Source organism: Herbidospora daliensis, from assembly GCF_001570585.1.
Classification (GTDB): Bacteria; Actinomycetota; Actinomycetes; order Streptosporangiales; family Streptosporangiaceae; genus Herbidospora; species Herbidospora daliensis.
In genome coordinates, this window is sequence record NZ_BBXF01000002.1 from 1,497,199 (window position 1) to 1,517,093 (window position 19,895).

General features: G+C 68.8%; 23 protein-coding genes and 1 tRNA gene. 17 read left to right on the top strand and 7 right to left on the bottom strand.

All coding sequences use genetic code 11. The features are described 5' to 3' along the window. Nucleotides 1-8 precede the first annotated feature (8 nt). Genes AW274_RS13375 through AW274_RS13385 form a run of 3 tightly spaced genes read left to right on the top strand, consistent with a single transcriptional unit; the run spans nucleotide 9 to nucleotide 3,024 of the window. Nucleotides 9-1,619 carry a replication initiator gene (locus tag AW274_RS13375; RefSeq protein ID WP_083974109.1) on the top strand — a complete coding sequence of 537 codons (1,611 nt, stop codon included), beginning with the start codon at nucleotides 9-11 and terminating at the stop codon, nucleotides 1,617-1,619. Continuing rightward, nucleotides 1,616-1,855: an excisionase family DNA-binding protein gene (locus AW274_RS13380; RefSeq protein ID WP_062431319.1), complete on the top strand. Its 240-nt coding sequence runs from the start codon at nucleotides 1,616-1,618 to the stop codon at nucleotides 1,853-1,855. The genes AW274_RS13375 and AW274_RS13380 overlap by 4 nt, the downstream gene beginning before the upstream one ends. Then, nucleotides 1,855-3,024 carry a tyrosine-type recombinase/integrase gene (locus tag AW274_RS13385; protein ID WP_062431320.1) on the top strand — a complete coding sequence of 390 codons (1,170 nt, stop codon included), beginning with the start codon at nucleotides 1,855-1,857 and terminating at the stop codon, nucleotides 3,022-3,024. The genes AW274_RS13380 and AW274_RS13385 overlap by 1 nt, the downstream gene beginning before the upstream one ends. A gap of 112 nt (nucleotides 3,025-3,136) precedes the next feature. On the opposite strand, the gene AW274_RS13390 is transcribed toward AW274_RS13385, so the two are convergent. Further along, a tRNA-Gly gene (locus tag AW274_RS13390) sits at nucleotides 3,137-3,207 on the bottom strand. A 67-nt stretch (nucleotides 3,208-3,274) separates the two neighbouring features. Between AW274_RS13390 and dcd the strand changes: the two genes are divergently transcribed. From dcd to AW274_RS13405, 3 genes are all read left to right on the top strand, one after another. After that, complete coding sequence (gene dcd, locus AW274_RS13395) at nucleotides 3,275-3,850, top strand: dCTP deaminase (RefSeq protein ID WP_062431321.1); 576 nt, start codon at nucleotides 3,275-3,277, stop codon at nucleotides 3,848-3,850. A 135-nt stretch (nucleotides 3,851-3,985) separates the two neighbouring features. Continuing rightward, nucleotides 3,986-4,603, top strand: a complete 618-nt coding sequence (locus tag AW274_RS13400; protein WP_030451631.1) for a DUF47 domain-containing protein — start codon at nucleotides 3,986-3,988, stop codon at nucleotides 4,601-4,603. Beyond that, complete coding sequence (locus AW274_RS13405) at nucleotides 4,604-5,602, top strand: inorganic phosphate transporter (protein ID WP_062431322.1); 999 nt, start codon at nucleotides 4,604-4,606, stop codon at nucleotides 5,600-5,602. A gap of 155 nt (nucleotides 5,603-5,757) precedes the next feature. Here the strand turns inward: AW274_RS13405 and mshD are convergent, their stop codons facing one another. Then, a complete protein-coding gene (gene mshD / locus AW274_RS13410; protein ID WP_062431323.1) occupies nucleotides 5,758-6,666 on the bottom strand; it encodes a mycothiol synthase in 909 nt (302 codons plus the stop codon). A gap of 110 nt (nucleotides 6,667-6,776) precedes the next feature. Here mshD and AW274_RS13415 point away from each other — a divergent pair, with 110 nt between their 5' ends. Next, the gene (locus AW274_RS13415; protein WP_062431324.1) at nucleotides 6,777-8,513 is read left to right on the top strand and encodes a bifunctional metallophosphatase/5'-nucleotidase; all 1,737 of its coding nucleotides are present in this window, start codon (nucleotides 6,777-6,779) and stop codon (nucleotides 8,511-8,513) included. Nucleotides 8,514-8,574: 61 nt separating this feature from the next. On the opposite strand, the gene AW274_RS13420 is transcribed toward AW274_RS13415, so the two are convergent. Continuing rightward, a complete protein-coding gene (locus tag AW274_RS13420; protein ID WP_062431325.1) occupies nucleotides 8,575-9,288 on the bottom strand; it encodes a response regulator transcription factor in 714 nt (237 codons plus the stop codon). Nucleotides 9,289-9,557: 269 nt separating this feature from the next. Between AW274_RS13420 and AW274_RS13425 the strand changes: the two genes are divergently transcribed. From AW274_RS13425 to AW274_RS13455, 8 genes are all read left to right on the top strand, one after another. Continuing rightward, entirely contained in the window at nucleotides 9,558-9,806 is a 249-nt protein-coding gene (locus tag AW274_RS13425) for a MoaD/ThiS family protein (RefSeq protein WP_062345258.1), read from the top strand. A gap of 35 nt (nucleotides 9,807-9,841) precedes the next feature. Continuing rightward, the gene (locus tag AW274_RS13430; RefSeq protein ID WP_062431326.1) at nucleotides 9,842-10,531 is read left to right on the top strand and encodes an LmeA family phospholipid-binding protein; all 690 of its coding nucleotides are present in this window, start codon (nucleotides 9,842-9,844) and stop codon (nucleotides 10,529-10,531) included. A gap of 31 nt (nucleotides 10,532-10,562) precedes the next feature. Further along, on the top strand, nucleotides 10,563-11,069 hold the full coding sequence (locus AW274_RS13435) for a sigma-70 family RNA polymerase sigma factor (protein WP_062431327.1): 507 nt from the start codon (nucleotides 10,563-10,565) through the stop codon (nucleotides 11,067-11,069). Beyond that, entirely contained in the window at nucleotides 11,066-11,995 is a 930-nt protein-coding gene (locus tag AW274_RS13440; RefSeq protein WP_062431328.1) for an anti-sigma factor family protein, read from the top strand. The genes AW274_RS13435 and AW274_RS13440 overlap by 4 nt, the downstream gene beginning before the upstream one ends. A 39-nt stretch (nucleotides 11,996-12,034) precedes the next feature. Beyond that, complete coding sequence (locus AW274_RS13445; protein ID WP_062431329.1) at nucleotides 12,035-12,367, top strand: thioredoxin family protein; 333 nt, start codon at nucleotides 12,035-12,037, stop codon at nucleotides 12,365-12,367. 51 nt (nucleotides 12,368-12,418) lie between these two features. Next, nucleotides 12,419-12,484 (top strand): putative leader peptide, encoded by a 66-nt coding sequence (locus AW274_RS42960; RefSeq protein WP_369408633.1) that lies wholly within the window; start codon nucleotides 12,419-12,421, stop codon nucleotides 12,482-12,484. A 268-nt stretch (nucleotides 12,485-12,752) separates the two neighbouring features. Continuing rightward, nucleotides 12,753-13,592 carry a sulfurtransferase gene (locus AW274_RS13450; protein WP_062337984.1) on the top strand — a complete coding sequence of 280 codons (840 nt, stop codon included), beginning with the start codon at nucleotides 12,753-12,755 and terminating at the stop codon, nucleotides 13,590-13,592. Then, entirely contained in the window at nucleotides 13,589-13,894 is a 306-nt protein-coding gene (locus AW274_RS13455; protein WP_202610564.1) for a DUF1416 domain-containing protein, read from the top strand. The genes AW274_RS13450 and AW274_RS13455 overlap by 4 nt, the downstream gene beginning before the upstream one ends. A gap of 42 nt (nucleotides 13,895-13,936) precedes the next feature. On the opposite strand, the gene AW274_RS13460 is transcribed toward AW274_RS13455, so the two are convergent. Continuing rightward, the gene (locus tag AW274_RS13460) at nucleotides 13,937-14,377 is read right to left on the bottom strand and encodes a MarR family winged helix-turn-helix transcriptional regulator (protein WP_062431330.1); all 441 of its coding nucleotides are present in this window, start codon (nucleotides 14,375-14,377) and stop codon (nucleotides 13,937-13,939) included. Between the two features lie 124 nt (nucleotides 14,378-14,501). Here AW274_RS13460 and AW274_RS13465 point away from each other — a divergent pair, with 124 nt between their 5' ends. Beyond that, on the top strand, nucleotides 14,502-15,746 hold the full coding sequence (locus AW274_RS13465; RefSeq protein ID WP_157520138.1) for a hypothetical protein: 1,245 nt from the start codon (nucleotides 14,502-14,504) through the stop codon (nucleotides 15,744-15,746). Here AW274_RS13465 and AW274_RS13470 read toward each other — a convergent pair. From AW274_RS13470 to AW274_RS13480, 3 genes are read right to left on the bottom strand one after another with little or no spacing between them, the layout of a single operon-like run. Then, nucleotides 15,708-16,610 (bottom strand): hypothetical protein, encoded by a 903-nt coding sequence (locus AW274_RS13470; protein WP_062431332.1) that lies wholly within the window; start codon nucleotides 16,608-16,610, stop codon nucleotides 15,708-15,710. The genes AW274_RS13465 and AW274_RS13470 overlap by 39 nt on opposite strands. Next, nucleotides 16,607-17,185 carry a DUF4352 domain-containing protein gene (locus AW274_RS13475; RefSeq protein ID WP_062431333.1) on the bottom strand — a complete coding sequence of 193 codons (579 nt, stop codon included), beginning with the start codon at nucleotides 17,183-17,185 and terminating at the stop codon, nucleotides 16,607-16,609. Before AW274_RS13475 ends, AW274_RS13470 begins: the two co-directional genes overlap by 4 nt. Continuing rightward, on the bottom strand, nucleotides 17,185-17,823 hold the full coding sequence (locus tag AW274_RS13480) for a hypothetical protein (protein ID WP_157520141.1): 639 nt from the start codon (nucleotides 17,821-17,823) through the stop codon (nucleotides 17,185-17,187). The genes AW274_RS13475 and AW274_RS13480 overlap by 1 nt, the downstream gene beginning before the upstream one ends. 158 nt (nucleotides 17,824-17,981) lie before the next feature. Between AW274_RS13480 and AW274_RS13485 the strand changes: the two genes are divergently transcribed. Beyond that, on the top strand, nucleotides 17,982-19,895 hold the full coding sequence (locus tag AW274_RS13485) for a hypothetical protein (protein ID WP_232320099.1): 1,914 nt from the start codon (nucleotides 17,982-17,984) through the stop codon (nucleotides 19,893-19,895).

The following is a 19,895-nucleotide window of genomic DNA, read 5'->3' on the forward strand; positions in this document are numbered from 1 at the left end:
GAGGTGCCTTGACCAACCCGAACGACCGGCACACCCCGCGCGCCATCAAGCAGACGATGCCCCTGGCGCACGAGGTGGTCGAGGCTCTCGCGATCGACAACGGCGTGTGCATCCGCCCGGTGGGGCTGCGCCGGATGGATCTGAAGACCGGGATCAGCGACATCATCAACGCGCCGTGCGGGGCGACCCTTGAGGCCAAGTGCCCTCCGTGCGCCAAGCGGAACCGCGCTCTGCGAAAGGCCCAGTGCCGCGAGGGCTGGCACCTGACGACCGAACCGGCCATCACCCCGGATGAACCGAACGACTATCAACGGCACCTGGTGGAGTGGCGCGCCGACGCCCAGGCCCTCCGCGACGAACTCGAATCCGCGGGGCTTCCTACCGATGACTATGACCAGGCCATCGCCGAACTCGACATCGAGATCAACGCCGCTGGAGTGCGCGGGAACGTCCTCGGCCGGACCGCTTCCAAGCGCTCCCGCTCAACTCGTCGACGGCAGGACGCTCCCGACCTTCCGAAGCGGGCCATGACGGCGACCACGCTGGGCCGCACCTACGAAAGCCCGGACGGCCGCAGCTACCGACCCTCGATGTTCATCACGCTCACGCTCGACTCCTATGGCCGGGTCAACAACGGCGTCCCGGTCGACCCGGCCACCTACGACTATGTGAAGGCGGCCCGGGATGCTCTCCACTTCTCGAAGCTGATCGACCGGTTCGTGCAGAACCTTCGCCGCGTCGCGGGCTATGACGTCCAGTACTTCGCCACGGTCGAGATGCAAAAGCGTCTGGCACCGCACCTGCACATGGCCATGCGGGGCAGCATGTCCCGCGCCGACATCCGCGCCGTTGTTGCGGCGACCTATCACCAAGTGTGGTGGCCCTCCTGCGACACGATCCGCTTCGAGGGCGGGCATCTGCCGGTCTGGGATGAGAAGGCCGGCTACCTCGACCCCGCTACCGGCGAGATCCTCCCCACCTGGGATGAGGCCCTCGACGAGCTCGACGCCGATCCCGACGCCCAACCGCTCCATGTCGTCCGCTTCGGTCCTCAGATCGACGCCCAGGGCATCCTCTCGGGCACCCCGGACGCAGACCAGGCGATCCGCTACCTGTCCAAGTACCTGACCAAGTCACTCGGTCAGGCCGCCGACTCCCAAGCAGCCCGGGACCACGCGGCCCGCCTCGCTGATGTCCTGCGGTACGAACCCTGCACCCCGACCTGCCCGAACTGGCTCCGCTATGGCGTCCAGCCCAAGAACGCCAAGCCGGGCATGATCCCCGGCCGATGCAGGGGCAAGGCCCACCGTCCCGAACACCTCGGCTACGGCGGGCGCCGCGTCCTGGTCTCCCGCAAGTGGTCGAACAAGACCCTTAGCGAGCACAAGGCCGACCGCCGGACCTGGGTCCTGGAGGCCCTCGGCGTCGCTGACGAACCCGCCAACGCTGGCCGCTACGTCTGGTCCCCGGTCAAGGCTGGCGACCCCGACCTACCTCCGATCCGGGTCCGGCTGCTGCGCTCCATCCGCGAACGCCTCCGCTGGCGAGCCCACATGAACCAACTCCAAGCCGCAGCGAACGGCCTAGATCTTTCGGCAACCACGGGGAGGGCGGCATGAGGCGACAGAGCAAGGCGGATGACCCCAACGCCATCAGGGACAACCTCCTGACCGTCGACCAGGTGGCCGCTCGTCTCAACACCTCGACCCGCTTCCCCCGGCGGCTCATCGCAGAGCGCCGGATCACGTTCGTCCGCATCGGGCGGAGCGTGCGCATCCCTGAATCGGCCCTAGAAGAGTTCATCCGGGCCGGACTCGTCGAACCGATCGCAACCCGGAAGGGAAGGGCTGCCTGATGGGCGGCAACAACAAGGGATCTCGTCGCCGTTTCGGTGCCGTCCGCAAGCTGCCTTCGGGCCGCTTCCAGGCTCGCTATCAGGGTCCGGACGGACAGGAGTACACGGCGCCGCAGACCTTCGCGACCAAGACCGACGCCGAGAAATGGCTGTCCAAGGCCGAAGCGGAAGTACTCCAGCAGGAGTGGACCAACCCCGACGCCGGGAAGGTCCTCTTCAGCGACTACGCGGCCACCTGGCTCACTGAGAGGACGCTTCGGCCCAAGACGGAACAGCTCTACGAGGGGTTGCTGCGGCTGCACATCAACCCGACCTTCGGCGAGTGCATGCTCACGGAGATCACGTCCCGTCAGGTCCGCGTCTGGCACACCGGCCTGACCAAGCACGGCCTCGGCGCATCGACGATCGCCAAGGCGTACCGCCTCCTTCGCGGCATCCTCAACACCGCCGTCGACGACGAGCTGATTAAGAAGAACCCTTGCAAGATCAAGAAGGCGGGTGTCGAGCGCCCGGAAGAGCGCCCCGTCCTCACCGTGCCCGAGGTCTTCAGGCTGGCGGACGCGATGCCTCCCTGCTTCCGCGCCCTGGTGCTCCTCGCCACGTTCGGCAGCATGCGTTGGGGCGAGCTGGCCGCCCTCCGGAAGAACCACCTCGACCTCGACGCCCGAACGGTCCGCATCGCGGTCGCTGTCTCCGAGATGAAGACCGGCGAACTGCTCACCGGCCCGCCCAAGTCGGACGCCGGAACCCGCACGGTCAACCTCCCTGAGGTCATCACGGGGGAACTGGCGTGGCACGTCCAACGGTTCAGCGAGAAAAGGCACGACGGCCTGGTCTTCGTCGGTGAGAAGGGCGCGCAACTGCGCCGGAGCAACTTCTCGCGGGTGTGGGCGAAGGCACTCAAGAAGGCCGGCCTTCCGAAGATTCACATTCATGACCTCCGCCACACCGGCAACACCCTGGCAGCGCTCACGGGCGCCACCCTGAAAGAGCTCATGGCACGCATGGGCCACGCAAGCACCAAGGCCGCAGTGATCTACCTCCACGGCTCCAAGGAGCGTGACCGCGAGATCGCCGATGGCCTCGGCAAGATCGTGGAGAAGGGCCTCAGGCCCAAGGGTGAGGAAGGCGACGACGGCTCAGCGGGAGTGCTCGTCCCGACCGCCTGACCAGCAAGATCACTTGTTCTGGCACGGATCTGGCACGACGGCGAGAATCAGCCCAGAAATAGATCAAGGCCCGGGTCGGAAAATATCTTCTGACCTGGGCCTTCGTCGTAAGAGCGGGTGACGGGAATCGAACCCGCGCTGTCAGCTTGGGAAGCTGATGTTCTGCCATTGAACTACACCCGCAAGGTGCTCCGCCTACTCTACATGATCCACGCCAAGCCCATCCCCCCATTCCCACTACCCTGTCGTCGTGCTGCTTTCAGATCGCGACATCAAAGCCGAGGTGGACAGGGGCAGAGTCACCCTCACCCCCTACGACCCCGACATGGTCCAACCCTCCAGCATCGACGTCCGGCTCGACCGGATGTTCCGGGTCTTCGAGAACCACCGTTACCCGCACATCGACCCGTCGTGTGAGCAGCCCGACCTGACCAGGCTCGTCGAACCGGACAAGGACGAGCCCTTCATCCTCCACCCCGGTGAGTTCGTCCTCGCGAGCACCTACGAGGTCATCAAGCTCCCCGACGACATAGCCAGCCGCCTCGAAGGCAAGTCGAGCCTCGGCAGGCTGGGGCTGCTGACCCACTCCACGGCCGGCTTCATCGATCCCGGGTTCGAGGGTCATGTCACCCTTGAGCTCAGCAACGTCGCCACGTTGCCCATCAAGTTGTGGCCCGGGATGAAGATCGGTCAGCTGTGCCTGTTCCGGCTGAGCAGCCCCGCCGAGCATCCGTATGGGTCGGCCGCGTACGGTTCGAGGTACCAGGGTCAGCGTGGGCCGACGCCGTCGCGGTCTTTCCTCAACTTCCATCGCACCAAGATCTAAAAAACGAGCAAAGAACCATATGTGTCAGGGGAAGCGCGTTGGGCAACCATTAGGTGACATCTACCTTAAGTTCACGTTCTGCCTGGTTGCCTCTACTCTTCTCTGCGGACAGTCCCCGCACATCTGGAGATCCACGTGCGTCTGCGTCTCACGCCCCGTGAGGACAGTTACTACGACTTGTTCGCCGACTCGGCGAACAACCTCGTCACAGCGTCACGGCTGCTGGTCGAGATCATCAGTGACGGTTCCGACCGTGAGGCTCTCGCTGAGAAGATGCGCGCGTGTGAGCACGCGGGCGACGAGCGTACTCACGCGATTCTGAACCGGTTGAACGAGAGCTTCATCACACCGTTCGACCGGGAGGACATCTACAAGCTCGCCTCCAACCTCGATGACGTCATGGACTTCATGGAGGCGGCGGCCGATCTGATCGTGCTCTACCAGATCGACCACCTGCCGAAGGAAGTCGTGCGGCAGGTCGAGGTGCTCGAACGCGCGGCCGAGCTGACCGCCGAGGCGATGCCGAGGCTGCGGTCGCTCAACAACATGAACGAGTACTGGATCGAGATCAACCGTCTCGAGAACCAGGCCGACCAGGTCTACCGGCGGCTGCTGGCCAAGCTCTTCTCCGGCGAGTACGACGCCCTGACCGTCCTCAAGATGAAAGAGGTCATCGACCAGCTCGAGTCCGCCGCTGACGCGTTCGAGCACGTCGCCAACACGGTCGAGTCGATTGCGGTCAAGGAAAGTTAAGTGGAGCTTGCGCTCGTCATCAGTGTGGTCGTCATCGCACTGGTCTTCGACTACACGAACGGCTTCCACGACGCCGCGAACGCGATCGCGACCTCGGTCTCGACGCGGGCGCTGACGCCGCGGGCCGCGCTGCTGATGGCCGCCGTGATGAACTTCATCGGCGCCCATCTGGGGGAGCAGGTCGCGAAGACGGTCGGCAGCGGCATCATCGAGCCGCCTGAAGGCAGTCACGGTCTGGTCATCGTGGGGGCCGGCCTCGTCGGGGCCATCACGTGGAACCTGATCACGTGGTATTTCGGGCTGCCCTCGTCGTCGTCCCACGCGCTCATCGGCGGGCTCGTGGGGGCGGCGCTGGCGGCCAGCACGACTGTCCACTGGGATGGGGTGCTGGACAAAGTCGTCATTCCGATGATCTTGTCGCCGCTCGTGGGGTTCACCCTGGCGGGTGGCATCATGATCGCGATTCTGTGGATCTTCCGCAAGTCGAACCCGCACACCACCGGCCGCGGGTTCCGCTACGCGCAGACGGTGTCGGCCGCCGCCATGGCCCTCGGCCACGGGCTGCAGGACGCGCAGAAGACCATGGGCGTGATCTTCCTCGCACTGGTCGTCGGCGGCTACAACCAGCCCGGCGACAACATCCCGCAGTGGGTGATCCTGGCCGCCGCGGCGGCGATCTCCCTGGGCACCTACGCGGGCGGCTGGCGCATCATGCGCACCCTCGGCCGCCGCATCATCGCGCTCAACCCGCCGCAGGGCTTCGCCGCCGAGAGCGCCGCCGCGACGGTCCTCTACGTGGCGGCGATCGGCTTCCAGGCGCCCATCTCCACCACCCACACGATCACCAGCGCGATCATGGGCGTCGGCGCGACCAAGCGCCTGTCGGCCGTGCGCTGGGGCGTCGCCGGCAACATCGTCACCGCCTGGGTCCTCACGATCCCGGCGGCGGGCATCGTCGCCGCGATCACCTACTGGATCGCCCACGCGATCATCGAGTAGCCCTCGCTCGACGAGTCAGGCGCGTGATCACCCGATCACGCGCCTGTTTCTTTTTCCGTTACGGCTACGCCCACCCCGGCACCGCCCGCCGCCCCCGGCGCTCCCGGAGATCCGGCGCCGGCCCCGCGCTCCCGGCCGCGCGCCGTCACGGGCGATCAGCGGGCCGGGGCGTACATCACGTCGACGTCCCACCGGCTGAAGCCCAGGCCCTCGTAGAGCCGGATCGCCGCCCGGTTCTCCTCGTCCACGTACAGCATCACCTGCGACAACCCCAGCGACCGCAGGTGCGCGAGCCCGGTGAGCGTCAGCGCCTTCCCCAGGCCGGACCCCTGCTCCGCCGGGTCGACCCCGACCACGTACACCTCGCCGATGGGTTCGTGCCCGTGGCCGCCGTCGCCGTGGACCTTCGTCCAGTGGAAGCCCGTCATGGTCCCGTCGCGGAAGGCCAGGAAGAAGCCCGCCGGGTCGAACCACGGCTCCTGCTCGCGGCGTCGCACGTCGTCGACGGTCCACGAGCCCTGCTCGGGGTGGTGGGCGAAGGCGCGGGCGTTGAGGGCGACCCACTCCTTCTCGTCGCGGCCGGTCTCGAACGTGGTGATGCGCACGCTCTCGGGCACCCGCGCGGCCGGGAACGGCGCGAACAGGCTGCGGCGCATCTGCCAGAGCGAGCGCACCCGCTGGAAGCCGGAGGAGGCGGCCAGCCGCCCGGCCCCGGGGTGGTCGCCGTGGGCCCACAGGCGCAACCGTCCGCCGGTCTCCATCATGATCGCGTCGAGCAGCATGCGCCCGTGGCCCTTGCGGCGGGCGTCGGGGGCGATCACGAGTTCGCCGCTGGGCCCTTCGACCTCGTCGGTCGGGTCCACATGGGCAAAACCTGACAAAACGCCCGAGTCATACAAAAGTGCCGACTTGGCTCCGGGGTCGCCCCCGTACCGCAGATGGAGCATGACGTGCTCGTTCAGCGGGCGGACGCCATCGGCGTCGGTCGCGGCCTGGACGAGCCGCCTGACCTCGGCAACCGTGTCGTCATCGAGTCGTTCCCTGATCTCCACGTGCGCGTTCATGGAACGCACTCTACGTACCCCCGACTGGCAAATCCCGCCAGGTGTCACCCGGGGGAATCGTTACCTTTGGGCCATTGGCCAGTCAGGTGGTCACTCTAGGCTCACTTACCATGACCCCTGCATCCCTCAAGAGACTCGCCGTGGCCACCGTCGCCACGGCGGGTGTCGTCGCTCTGGCCATCGGGCCCGCGGGCGCCAGCGCGAGCGGCTCGGCGAAGAAGAAGGACGAGCTGATCCCGATCCGGATCCTCTCGATCAACGACCTTCACGGCAACCTGGAGCCCCCGACGGGGTCCAGCGGCCGCATCGCCGATGAGACCGGCACCATCGTCGACGGCGCCGGCGGCGCCGCCTACCTCGCCACCTACGTCAAGCAGCAGCGCAACCGCGACACCGTCCTGGTCGCGGCCGGCGACCTGATCGGCGCCTCCCCGCTGCTGTCGGCCGCCTTCCACGACGAGCCCACGGTCGCGTTCCTCGACTCGCTGGAGCTGGCCACCTCCAGCGCCGGCAACCACGAGTTCGACGAGGGCTACGCCGAGCTCAAGCGCGTCATGGAGGGCAAGTGCCACCCGGTCGACGGGTGCTCGCCCGCCGGCAAGTGGAAGGGCACCGACTTCGAGTTCATCGCGGCCAACGTGATCGACACCAAGAAGAACAAGCCGGCCCTCGCGCCCTACTACGTGGAACGAATCAACGGCGAGAAGGTCGCCTTCATCGGCCTGGTCACCAAGACCACCCCGACGATCGTGACCGCCTCCGGCATCGCCGGCCTCGAGTTCACCGACGAGGTCGCCGCCGCCAACGAGACCTCTCAGTACCTCCGCGACGTCAAGGGCATCAAGGCCCAGGTCGTGCTGGTGCACGAGGGCGACCAGGTCACCCCGAACCAGAGCCCCGACGCCTGCCCGATCGTCAAGGGCGCCGGCTCGCGCATCGCCGAGGGCATCGACCCCGAGATCGACCTCGTGATCAGCGGTCACTCGCACCAGGCGTACATCTGCAAGGCCACCGACCCGGCCGGCCAGCAGCGCTACTACACGCAGGGCTCGTCGTTCGGCCGCGTGCTGACCCAGATCGACTTCAAGATCGACAAGGCCACGGGCGACATCGTGCGCTCCTCGGTCGCCGCCGACAACACCGTCGTGCGCCGCACCGTCACCCCCGACCCGGCCACCGTGTCGTTCATCAACGACTGGAAGACCCGCGTCGCGAGCGTCGCCAACAAGAAGGTCGGCGACATCACCGCCGACATCACCAACGTCGCGGTCGCCTCGGGCGAGTCCCCGCTGGGCAACCTGATCGCCGACTCGCAGCTGGAGTCGGCCAAGGCCGGCGGCAACGCCCAGATCGCCCTGATGAACCCGGGCGGCATCCGCACCACCCTCACCTACGCCAGCTCGCCCGTCGGCGAGGGCCCCGGCGTGACCACCTACGGCGAGATCTTCGCGGTCCAGCCGTTCAACAACCTCGTGCAGGTCGTCACGCTGACCGGCGCCCAGCTCAAGCTGGTGCTGGAGCAGCAGTGGGTGGGCGGCCCGAACAACCAGGCCTTCACCAAGATCCTGCAGCCGTCGTCGAACCTCACCTACTCCTACAGCAACAGCGCGGCGTGGGGCTCGAAGGTGTCCGACATCAAGATCGACGGCGTCCCGGTGACCTCGACCCAGTCGATCCGCGTCGCGGCCAACAACTTCCTCGTCGGCGGCGGTGACGCCTTCGCGGCCTTCACCCAGGGCACCGACCTGTGGAGCGGCCCGCTCGACATCGACGCGTTCGAGGACTACCTGACCGCCAACTCCCCGGTGGCCCCCCCGGTCCCCAACCACATCACGGTTCTGCCGTAACAACAGGGAAGCCCCCGGTCGAGCGCGACCGGGGGCTTTTCCTATGTCATCGGAGCGCCGATCAGCGGCGGGCGGTCTCCAGTTCCTGGGCCATCTCGTTGCCGCGGTCGGGCACGAAGCGGTAGCCGACGTTGCGGACCGTGCCGATCAGGGCCTCGTACTCGGCGCCCAGCTTGGCGCGCAGGCGGCGCACGTGGACGTCGACCGTCCGGGTGCCGCCGAAGTAGTCGTAGCCCCAGACCTCCTGGAGGAGCTGGGCCCGGGTGAAGACCCGGCCCGGGTGCTGGGCCAGGTATTTGAGCAGCTCGAACTCCTTGAACGTGAGGTCGAGCGCCCGGCCGCGCAGGCGCGCGGTGTAGGTCGCCTCGTCGATCGCCAGGTCGCCGCTGCGGATCTCGTCGGGCACCTCCTCGGCGGCGGCCAGCGACATCTTGCCGATGGCCATGCGCAGGCGCGCCTCGACCTCGGCGGGGCCGGCGGTGTCGAGGATCACGTCGTCGGCGCCCCACTCGGCGGTCATCGCCGCGAGGCCGCCCTCGGTCACGATGACCAGGAGCGGGCAGTCGATCCCCGTGGTCCGCAGCAACCGGCACAGGCTCTTGGCCTGGACGAGTTCGCGCCGCGCGTCGACCAGGATCGCGTCGGCGGGCGGGGCGTCGAGCAGGGCGGTCCCCTCGGCCGGGGCGACCCGGACCGAGTGGAGCAGCAGCCCGAGCGCCGGAAGGACTTCGGCGGACGGTTCCAGTGCGTTGGTCAGCAGAAGCAGATTGCTCATGAGGCCTCCTCGCCAAACGGGCGGGCGTGCCGGGAGAGCACCGCGCTGTGCACGATCACAGGCTCGCCTCCTTCGGTCCGCGTCAACGGCAGGGCCGTAGAAACACGTAAGGACCCGGGGGCTACGTCGCCCAGGTCCCGTTGCTCGTAGATTAGCCCACAGCAACTTTGCGTCCAATGTGCGTCCACCGTGTGAACAGCACTTCACGTGGAGAATCACCGTATCCAAACGCTCACTGTGAGTGTGCGGATCTGGGGCTGGAGAGGCGTATGGCTACGGGAACGGTGCGCTTTTGGGCCGCGGCGAAGGAAGCGGCCGGAGTCGCCGAGGAGACTTTCGACGCGGAAACCCTTGGCGAGCTTGTTACCAAAATCACAAGGAACGACGCGCTGGCCAGGGTGCTTCCGCGATGCTCGTTCCTGGTCGACGGGAATCCGGCCGGCACCCGGGATCCCCACACCGTGGAGCTGCCCGAAGGCGCCACGGTTGAGGTTTTGCCGCCGTTTGCCGGCGGATAGGCTGATCCGAAACCCCCCGGCCAACGGAGGATGCGGTGCGCAAGCTGGTGGTGGCGCTGCTCGTGCTCGTCGTGCTGGCCGTGGTTCTCGACCGCGTGGCCGTCGCCGGCGTGCAGCGGGAGATCGCCAAGCAGGTCCAGGCCAGTGCCGATCTCGACACGCCCCCGACCGTGCAGGTCAAGGGCGTGCCGTTCCTGACCCAGGCGATCGGCGGGCGCTATGAGGAGATCGCCATCGACATCGGCGACATCCAGCGCGAGGGCATCCGGCTCAGCGACGTGCAGGCGACCCTCTACGGCGTCGAGGCGCAGCTGATGGACCTGGTCCAGAACGCCGCCGGCACGAAGATCGTCGCCGAGCGGGTCACCGGCACGGTGACCATCTCCGAAGACACCCTCAACTCCCGGGCCCCGCGCGGCATCAAGATCGAGGGCGGCGGCGGCAACGGCACCGTGCGCGTCTCCGGCGAGGTGACCGCGTTCGGCAACCAGGTGCCGGTGACCGCCGACATGAAGATCGAGGTCAAAGACGGGGTGCTGCGGCTGACCCCGGCCAAGGTGACGATCGCGGGCGGGTTCACCGTGCCCAACGCCGAGCGCCTGATCACCTTCACCGTGCCCGTGCAGGGCCTCCCGCTCGATCTGAAGATCGACGAGGTCCGGTCCGCCCCCGGGGGTGGCCTGGCCATCGACGCGACGGCGACCGATGTCCCTCTTTCGCGGTGAACCGAAGCGCCGCCGGTTGCGTTCTGAGGATGTGAGCGCAGCCGGTACGGCCGACGAGGAGCTCGTCAGGGCCCTTTTCGACGACCATGCCGGGCCGCTCTACGGTTACGTACTGCGATTGACCGGTGACCCGGGGAGGGCGGAGGACATCGTGCAGGAGACCATCCTCCGTGCCTGGAAGAACCCGATCGCCGACCGGCCGGTCCGGGCGTGGTTGTTCACCGTGGCCCGCAACCTGGTCGTCGACCAGGCCAGGGCGCGCAAGTCGCGACCGCAGGAGACCGGCGACGAGGCGCTGGCGGTCATCCCGGCCGACGACGAGCTCGACAAGGCCGTCGAGTCGTGGGCCATCGCCGACGCGCTGGCCTCGCTCCGGCCCGACCACCGCGAGGTCCTGCTGGCCGTCTACTACGGCGGCCAGTCGGTCAAGGAGGCGGCCGAGTCGCTCGGCATCCCGCCGGGCACCGTCAAGTCGCGCACCTACTACGCGCTGCGCGCGCTCAAGCTGGCGCTGGAGGAGCGGGGGCTCGCGCCGTGAACCACGACGACGTCAAGATCTCTCTGGGCGTGTACGCCCTGGGCGCCCTCGACGCCCGGGAGACCGCCATGGTCGAGGCCCACCTCGACACCTGCGACGAGTGCACCGCCGAACTCGCCGAGTTGTCCGGCCTGCCGCCGATGCTGGCGCGCGTGTCGGCCGCCGACGTCGAGCACGCCGCGGCCCCGCCCCGGGCGGTGCTCGACCGCCTGCTGGCCGACTCGGCCAAGCGCCGCAGGCGCGGCCGCATCACCCGCACCATGCTGGGCCTGGCGGCGAGCGTCGCGATCGTGGCCTGGGGCGGCGCGACCCTGCTGAACGAATCCGGCGAGATGACGGCCACCACGGCCGCCGGGGGCGCCCCGGCATCGGCGCCCGTCCCCGAGATCGCCGCCCAGCAACGGAACGACTACGGCGTCCCCGAGCCCCAGCCGCTGCTGACCCAGGAACCCCAGAGCGACGCCGCGGCGGGCACCGGCCCGGCCGAGACCGACGCCGCACCCGCGCAGGAGCCGGTGCCGGCGTCGTCGAAGGCGCCCCGTGCCTCCAGGGCCGCGCAGCCCGAATCGAGCCCGGCCCCCGAGTCGGCCCAGGCCGACGAACCGGCGACCACCAAGATCGCCCCCGAGACCATGACCCTGGAGCGGTCGCGGGGGGAGGTCACGCTGCGGCTCGACCTGGCCGGCCGCGAGGGCGGCACCGAGGTGACCGCCACCATGACCGGCGTGCCCGTCGACACCAAGACCGAACTGTTCGCGGTGCCCCGGCAGGGTCCGCGCACGTCGGTGGCGAGCTGGGAGGTCAAGGCCGACGACGAGGGCAGCGCCACCTTCGTCGGCTCGACGAGCCTGCCGATCGCCGAGATCGCCCGGTTCGAGCTGCGGGGCGCCAACGGCGCCGCACTCATCACGATCCCGGTGGGCTGACCGGGAATTTCCCGGTCGCCGCCGGTGGTTGCCGATCGTATGGACCTGGGTGCGTCATTGGGTGAGCGGGCGACGCTCGTCCATTTCTCGACGGCCTTCTGCCAGCCGTGCCGGGCCACCCGGCGGGTGCTCGCCGAGGTCGCCGCGATCGTTCCCGGGGTCCGCCACGTCGAGGTCGACGCCGAGTCGCGGCTGGATCTCGTACAGGCTCATGAAGTCACGAAAACCCCAACGGTGTTAGTTCTCGACAGTTCTGGAAATGTCGTGAAAAAGGCATCGGGGCAGCCCAGGAAAGCCGACGTCATCGCGGCCCTGGCTCTGGCTCTGGACACGGCGTCTCAAACCGGGTCTCAGCAATCGGACGGCATGTGACAGATGGCGAGACGAAAGGGTACTGTCGTGCCCATGACTCCCACGACAGAGATGCTCACGAAGCGGCGGGCGGTTGACTTCTGCCGCGTCGCGACGGCTCTCTGTCGCATGGCCTGAGGGTGATTCCCGGCGGCGTCTGAAGCCGCATCACGCGAACCCATCAGGAGCATCAGGCGATGCAGGTCGATCCCCGTGGCCCCCGCTCCGGCGCGGCCGACACCACTCTGGTTCCGCCCCGGCATGTCTCGGGGCCTGGGCATCATTCGCATCGTTCCCGCCTCCGGAATCGTCCCTTCGGCCCTGGGTGCGACAGCAGCGGCACTGCTGGCCGCCTTTCCCCCGCATCACCACCGCTCATCAGCCGTCTACAACCTGGGAGAAATTCATGAGTCGCTCCGCCGCACTGGTCGACGCCGACTGGGTCGAGGCCAACCTCGACACGCCCGGCGTCGTCCTGGTCGAGGTCGACGAAGACGCCAGCGCCTACGACAAGGGTCACATCCGCGGTGCCGTCAAGGTCGACTGGCGCGACGACCTGCAGGACCCGGTCCGCCGCGACTTCGTCGACAAGGCCGGCTTCGAGGCGCTGCTCTCGTCGCGCGGCATCGGCAACGACGACACCGTGGTCCTCTACGGTGGCAACAACAACTGGTTCGCCGCCTACGCCTACTGGTACTTCAAGCTCTACGGCCACGAGAACGTCAAGCTCCTCGACGGCGGCCGCAAGAAGTGGGAGCTCGACTCCCGCGAGCTGGTGAAGGACGTGCCGAACCGCGAGGCCACCACCTACACCGCCACCGAGCAGGACCTGTCGATCCGCGCGTTCCGCGACGAGGCCGTGGCCGCGATCGGCAAGCTCAACCTGGTCGACGTCCGGTCGCCCGACGAGTTCACCGGCAAGCTGCTCGCTCCGGCCCACCTTCCGCAGGAGCAGGCGCAGCGTGCGGGGCACATCCCGACCGCCCGCAACATCCCGTGGAGCAAGGCCGCCAACGACGACGGCACCTTCCGTTCCGACGACGAGCTCAAGACCCTCTACGCCGACGCGGGGGTCGACTTCGGCAAGGACACCATCGCCTACTGCCGTATCGGCGAGCGCTCGGCGCACACCTGGTTCGTGCTGCACGAGCTGCTCGGCCAGGCCAACGTCAAGAACTACGACGGTTCGTGGACCGAATACGGCTCGCTCGTGGGCGTGCCGGTGGAACTGGGAGAGGCCCGATGACCACCATCCAGCAGGGGTGCGCCGCGCCCGAGCAGACCGTGGCGCTGCCGACCGGCATCGATCTGTCCAAGCAGGCCGTGATCCAGGGCGTCGTCACCGGCGCCGGCACCGCCTACGCCCGTCTCCTCGACCACTCCGGTGAGTTCACCGGCGAGGTCGTCGTCTCCGACGAGGGCATCTTCCGCTTCTTCGCCGCCCCCGGCTCCTGGACCGTCCGCATCATCGCGGGCGGCGGCCGGACCAAGGACGTCGCGGTCGAGGCCAAGCTCGGCGAGGTCGCCCAGCTCGCGGTGGCCGTCTAAAGCTCAATGGAGAAGCCCGGCCCCGCATGGGGCCGGGCTTTTTCAGTGCACGCCCGCGAGTTGCTCCAGCACGTCGATGAGCGCGTTGTGCTCCCCGGCGACCTTGAAGAACGCGCGGTCGACGTTCTCCACCACCCCGGCGGCGCGTTCGGCCAGCCGGCGGCCCTCGTCGGTGATCACGAGCACCTTCTTGCGCATGTCGGCGGGGTCCTCTTCGCGGCCGAGCAGGCCCTTGACCTCCAGCACCCTGACCACCTGGCTGGTCATCATCACGTCGACGGTGGCGTGTTCGGCCAGTTCGCGCTGGCTGGGGCGGACGCCCTGACTGTCGAACCACCACAGGTCGACGAGGAGGGCGAACTGCACGTGGGTCAACCCCATCGTCTTCAGCGCCGTGGTGATCTCCCGCTGCCATCGAAGGGTCGCCCGCCACAGCAGGAAACCCGGGCTCCGGCCTGGACCGGCGTCCCGTTTCGCACTCACCGTCTGATTCCCCGATCTACGACTTCAGGGAGTGTCCCACCTCGCCTCCCGCATATCCGTCGTTGACCAGCCCGGACGGCCGATCTTTGACCTTTCCGGCTCCTTGACCGCTAGCATGCGCAAGATGTCTGGTACGTCCACCAAGACCGCGCGCTTACCCCTCGACGCGCTCCGGATCGCCGGGTCGTGCGCGCTGCCGCTGATCATGTGGTTCTCGCTCGGCCGGTTCGTGCGCTGGGTGCTCCTCTACGCGGCCGCGCACCTGTCCCACGGCTCCTGGTACCAGCTGCGGCTCGTGGGGGTGCTGTTCATCTTCACCCTGGTCGTCATGGTGTCGCTGGCGACCGTGGTCGCCATGCTCTACACCGTCAGGGAGGCGCTGGCCGAGACGCGGGCCCGCCGCGCGGGCGACGAGGCGCAGGAGACGATCTTCGGGGCGCTCAACCGCACCGCGCTGACCTTCGCCGGTCTCTACATGACCTGGGGCCTGGTCGACCAGGACATGCGCGACTTCGAGAACATCGACCGCACCCTCAACCCCGACCAGCAGATCGTCGACAACCTCCAGGGCGTGCAGAGCACCATCGGCGACGGACTGACCGGCCTCGACGTGCGGATCTCGATCGCCGCCATGATCGTCGCGTTCGCGATCAAGTGGTTCGCCGGCCGCCGCCACGAGAACAAGCCGGGGAAGTTCACCGGCGTCCTGACCACCTTCGGCGAACTGGCCTTCGTCTTCTACGGCCTGACCGCCACCGTCGCCGCCCTCAAGCTCCGCGAAGACTGGATCGAGCACCGGGCGCTCATCATGGGCGTGAGCGACGCGACCGAGGACGTGCGCGAGTCGCCGTTCTTCGAGTGGCTCGGCGACGTGTGGCCGCTGCTCGTCGACGCGCTGGTGCTCCCGCTGGCCTGGCTGACCGTCGGCATCCTGGTGTACGGCGCCTACGCGGAGGACACCCAGACCACGATCAGGGGCACCCGCCTGGAGGGCGTCGGCGCCCGCGTCGAGCGCAGCCACAACTGGACCCAGGTCACCCTGGCCAAGCTGGCCGGCGGCTTCACCTCCCGCTGGATCCCGCTGCTCAACTCCCTGCGGCTGACCGCCAAGGGCGGCGCCGCCCTCTTCGGCCTGTACGCCCTGCTCTACGTCGGCCTCCACGTCGGCGGCGACTACCTGGGCAGACTCCTCGCCTACGCCACCGCCGGCGGCCCCTACCTGTGGATCGTCACCACCGTGCCGACCACGTTCGTCGTCGACCTGGTGGTGACCGTCCTGTCGATGTGCCTGGTCGCGGCCACCTACGACCAGGCCGCGACCCGCAAGCGGCTAACGGAGGAACCGGAGCAGGTCGAGGTCGGGGCTTAAGTCGTCGGTCAGGTCCTCGGTCGGGGTGTCGGAGCGGTAGCCGGCGGGCCGGATGAAGAACTCGGCCGTGTCGGCGACGTCGGTCGGCACCACGGCGTAGATCTCGATCGGGAACGCCTTGCCGATCTGGGCGTCCGACTGGTCGAGCGGGGTGTCGTTCTTCAGCACCTCGGTCCGCCAGCTGCGGCCGTCGGCGTCCCGGATGTCCATCTCGGGCAGGCCCGTCAGGAACGTGCCGTCGCGGTCGAGGGCGGTGCGGGTGAGCATGATCTTCACCCACTGGCGGCCGGGCTTCTCGGCCGCGCCCGCCGGGTTCGGGATGCGCTCGAAGGTCGACCGCCAGGCGACGTGCTCGAACTCGTAGGTCTCGCCCGCCGGGATGACGTGGACGACGTCGGGCTCGCCGGTGCCGTACACGTAGGTCGACCAGTTCGCGGCGGCGGGCGCGCCGACGGCGAGCACCACCGAACCGGCGGCCCCGGCGAAGAACCGGCCCCAGCCCTTCTTCTTCCGCTCGGGTTCCGGCTCCGGGGGAGCCGGGGGCGGTTCCTCCGTCGCTGCGGGGGGCGGGTCGGGGAACGGCGGATAGGGCTCCGGGTCCTGGAACGACGGCCGGGGGCGCGGCAGCGGACGGCCCGCCGCGATGGCCGGGAAGGGCTGGGTCGAGAAGCCCTCGTCGTCCTCCTCCGGCGCCTGCGGAGGCGGAGGCGGAGGCCACACCAGCACGTCGCTGGGCGGCGCCAGCGGCGGGATGTAGGCCGGGATCATCGGCGGGAGCGGTCCCGAGTAGGTCGTGTCGTCGATCTCGGTCGGCTGCGACGGCGGCGGGGAAAACCAGTCGCGGGGTGGCTCTTGCTGGTTCACGTGCCCTCCGGGGCCAGCGAGTAGTGCTCGACCGGCTTCTCGCCGCCGGTCAGCCCGAGATCGATCTGCGCTTCCGGGGCGAGGACGTCGACGACGAGGGAGTCGGTGGCGTTGAAGAGCACCAGCTCCGACCCTCGAAGCGCCTCCTTGGGCACCTCGAACACGAGCGGGGCGTCGATCCACCAGCCCGCCTGCACCCACTTGCCCAGAAGCGTGGAGTCTTCGGCCACCTTGTCGGTGACCTGGTATTTCTTGTCGGCTTCGGTCATCAGCCAGGCGGTGTGCGGCCGGAACCGGAAGGGCTTGGCCGGCGAGGTCGCCGAGACGTGCACGACGAGGAACAGGTCACCCGTCTCGACCGTGTCGTCGGGCAGGTCGACGCTGGTCGCCAGCGCCGTCTTGGTCACCTTGACCGAGAACCGGCTGGTGACGACCTCCTCGCCGGACGCCCCCGAGGCCGTGAGGTTGGCGTCCGCCGCGCCGGGGTCCAGCGCGAAGGTCTGCGCGTAGACGGCGGCGGCGGCCAGGCTCAGTCCGAGGGTCAGCGCGCCCAGCCGGCGCAGGAAGCCGGCCATCAGGCCTCCTCGGGCCGGATCGGCAGGGTGACCTGCGCGATGACCTTGGGCTTGATGAAGGCCATCTCTTCGCCGGCCCCGGTCGGCAGGTCCTTGTCCGGCTCGACCTGCCAGAACTCGCGGGGGTCGCGGCGGCTGACGGGCTCCTCGACGAAGCCGCCGACGTCGATCGTCACCTTGTCGGGGGCCTTGGCGCCCTCCGGGACGTCGTAGCGGATGACGACGGTGTGGGTGATGCCCGGATGGAGCTGGGCGCTGCGGACGCCGTGGCTCCACACGCCGATCTCCGGGTAGGTGTCGGGCTTGCCGAGCGGCGGGGTGGTCTTGAGGATCGTCGAGCCGAGGCGTCCGTGCCGGCTGACCATGGGACCGGTCGCCATGCCGCCGACGCTCTCGGTCGTGTCGCCCTCGTTGGTGACCTTCAGGACTAATTCCACCGCGTGGCGGTCGCCCTCCGCAACGTCGACGGCCTTGACGAACTGGGTCTTGAACAGCTTCTGATCGATCGTCGCGCCGGCCTGGTACTGCTTCGGGGGCGAATCGGGTTCGGTGTCGAGGCCGCCGGTGCCGGCGGTCACCCCGAGCCCGGACACGGACAACAGCGCCACCACGGGCACGAGCACCGGTCGCCGACTCATGGCAATGGATGGTAGTACGCCCACACTCGACCCATCCGCCGCAATCGTCCCTATCTTTGGTGGGAAAGCCGTCCGAATGCCGAGAACCCTGCCCTGATCGGGTACCTAGCTCCTACGCTTTGACCTTACGACGAAATACGGAGGGGCCAGGCGCGACCATGGCGAGGCTGACCGACGCGCACCCCGAGCACGCGGAGTTGCGCGCCGACCGCATCTACCTGGGGTGGCAGTACCTGCTGCTGCACCCCGACCCCGGCCCGCCTCCGAAACGCCCGCCGCGCGCCGACGCCGAGCTGCCGCTTGATCCCGGCCCCGAACTGTTACGCAACGAACGACTACAGGAAGACCTTCTCAACCGTCCGGTCAAGTTGTTCCGCACCGTGGTGGCCGGGCTCGCCGTGGTGGTCGCCCTCCTCGGGTTCGCCGGGGTGATCGGCTGGCCGTTCGTGGGCATGGGCGTGATCGCGGCCGCCGGGGTCGCCGGGGTCTGCTCGTTCGCGATCCACCAGGGCAACAAGGCGGTGCGCTTCCGCGTCCAGGAACGGCTCGCCCAGACCGAGCGCGACCGCGCCAAGCGCGAGCGCGAGCACGTCAGGGCCCAGGAGGAGCACGCCGCCCGCTACCGCGACTGGGCCGAGCGCAAGGCGGTCTACGACAAGCAGATCAGCTGGTACGCCGTCGCCGTCCCCGACGACATCGACCGCGTCGACGTGGCCGGGGGCACGCTGCCCGGCTGGTCGGCCCTGATCACCCTGATCGGCGCCACCCGCCTCTACAGCGGCGGCCACCTCACCGTGCTCGACCTGTCCGAGGGCGTGATCGCCAAAGACCTGATCCAGCTCGCCAAACGCGGCGGCGACGACCCGCTCGTCTGGGTGCTGCCCTCCGACCTGCCCAAGCTCGACCTCGGGGCGACGCTGAAGCCCGAGGCGTTCGCCGACGTGCTGGCCCACGTGGTCAGCGTCAGCGAGGAGACCAGCCGCGACATCGGGTTCGACAACGCGATCCTCGAACGTGTCCTGGAGGTGCTCGGCGAGACCGCCACCATCAGCCAGGTCACCGCCGCGCTGCGGGCCCTGGCCCAGGTCGGCGACCCGCGCGAAGACCTCAAGTCGGGGCGGCTGACCGCCATCCAGCTCGAACGCATCGGCACCCTCTTCGGCCGGGGCGTGGCCGACCGCGTCGTCATCGAGCGCGCCTGGGCGCTGGAGTCACAGCTGCGCAAGCTGGAGACCCTCGGCTCCGACGCCGTGCGACTGCCACCCGCGCGCTTACGCGTGGTCAGCATGGACCGCCAGGCCGGGGTGTTCGGCAACCGGGTGCTCGGCACCTACGTGGCGACCGCGCTGACCCACATCCTGCGCCAGTCGCCGGCCGGCGAACGGCCCTGGTATCACACGATCATCGTGGCGGGGGCCGACAAGTTACGCGGCGACGTCCTCGACCGGCTCATGGACGCCTGCGAGACCTCGCGCACCGGGCTGGTCCTCACCTACCGTTCCCTCACCCCGACCGTCAGGGAGCGGCTGGGCCGGGGCCACGCCGCCGTCGCGTTCATGCGCCTGGGCAACGCCGAAGACGCCCGGGTCGCCAGCGAGCACGTCGGCACCGAGCACCGCCTCGAACTGGCCCAGCTGACCGAGTCGGTCAGCTCCGTGGTGAACGGGGCCGGCGGCAGCTACACCTCGACGGTGGGCGAGGGCCGCGGCGAGATGGAGGCCCTGGCCGAGGGCGACCTGAAAGAGGGCATCACCGAGTCGACCGAATGGGGCCGCAGCGCCGGCAAGGTCCACGAGGGGGTCATGCAGCGGTCGCGGGAGTTCCTCGTCGAGCCCCACCAGCTCCAGCAGCTCCCGACCACCTCAGTGATCGTCACGCACGCCACCGCCGACGGCCGCGAGGTGCGCCTCGCCGACGCCAACCCGGCCATCCTGACCTTCCCGAAGACCACGCTGGAGGAGGTCAGGTCGCTCTCGGCGACCCCTCCCGTGGTGCCCCCGGAGACCGACGAGAAGGCGCCCCCGCCCAACCTCGGACCTCCGCCGCCGAGGCTCGACTGGCGCAAACCCTGA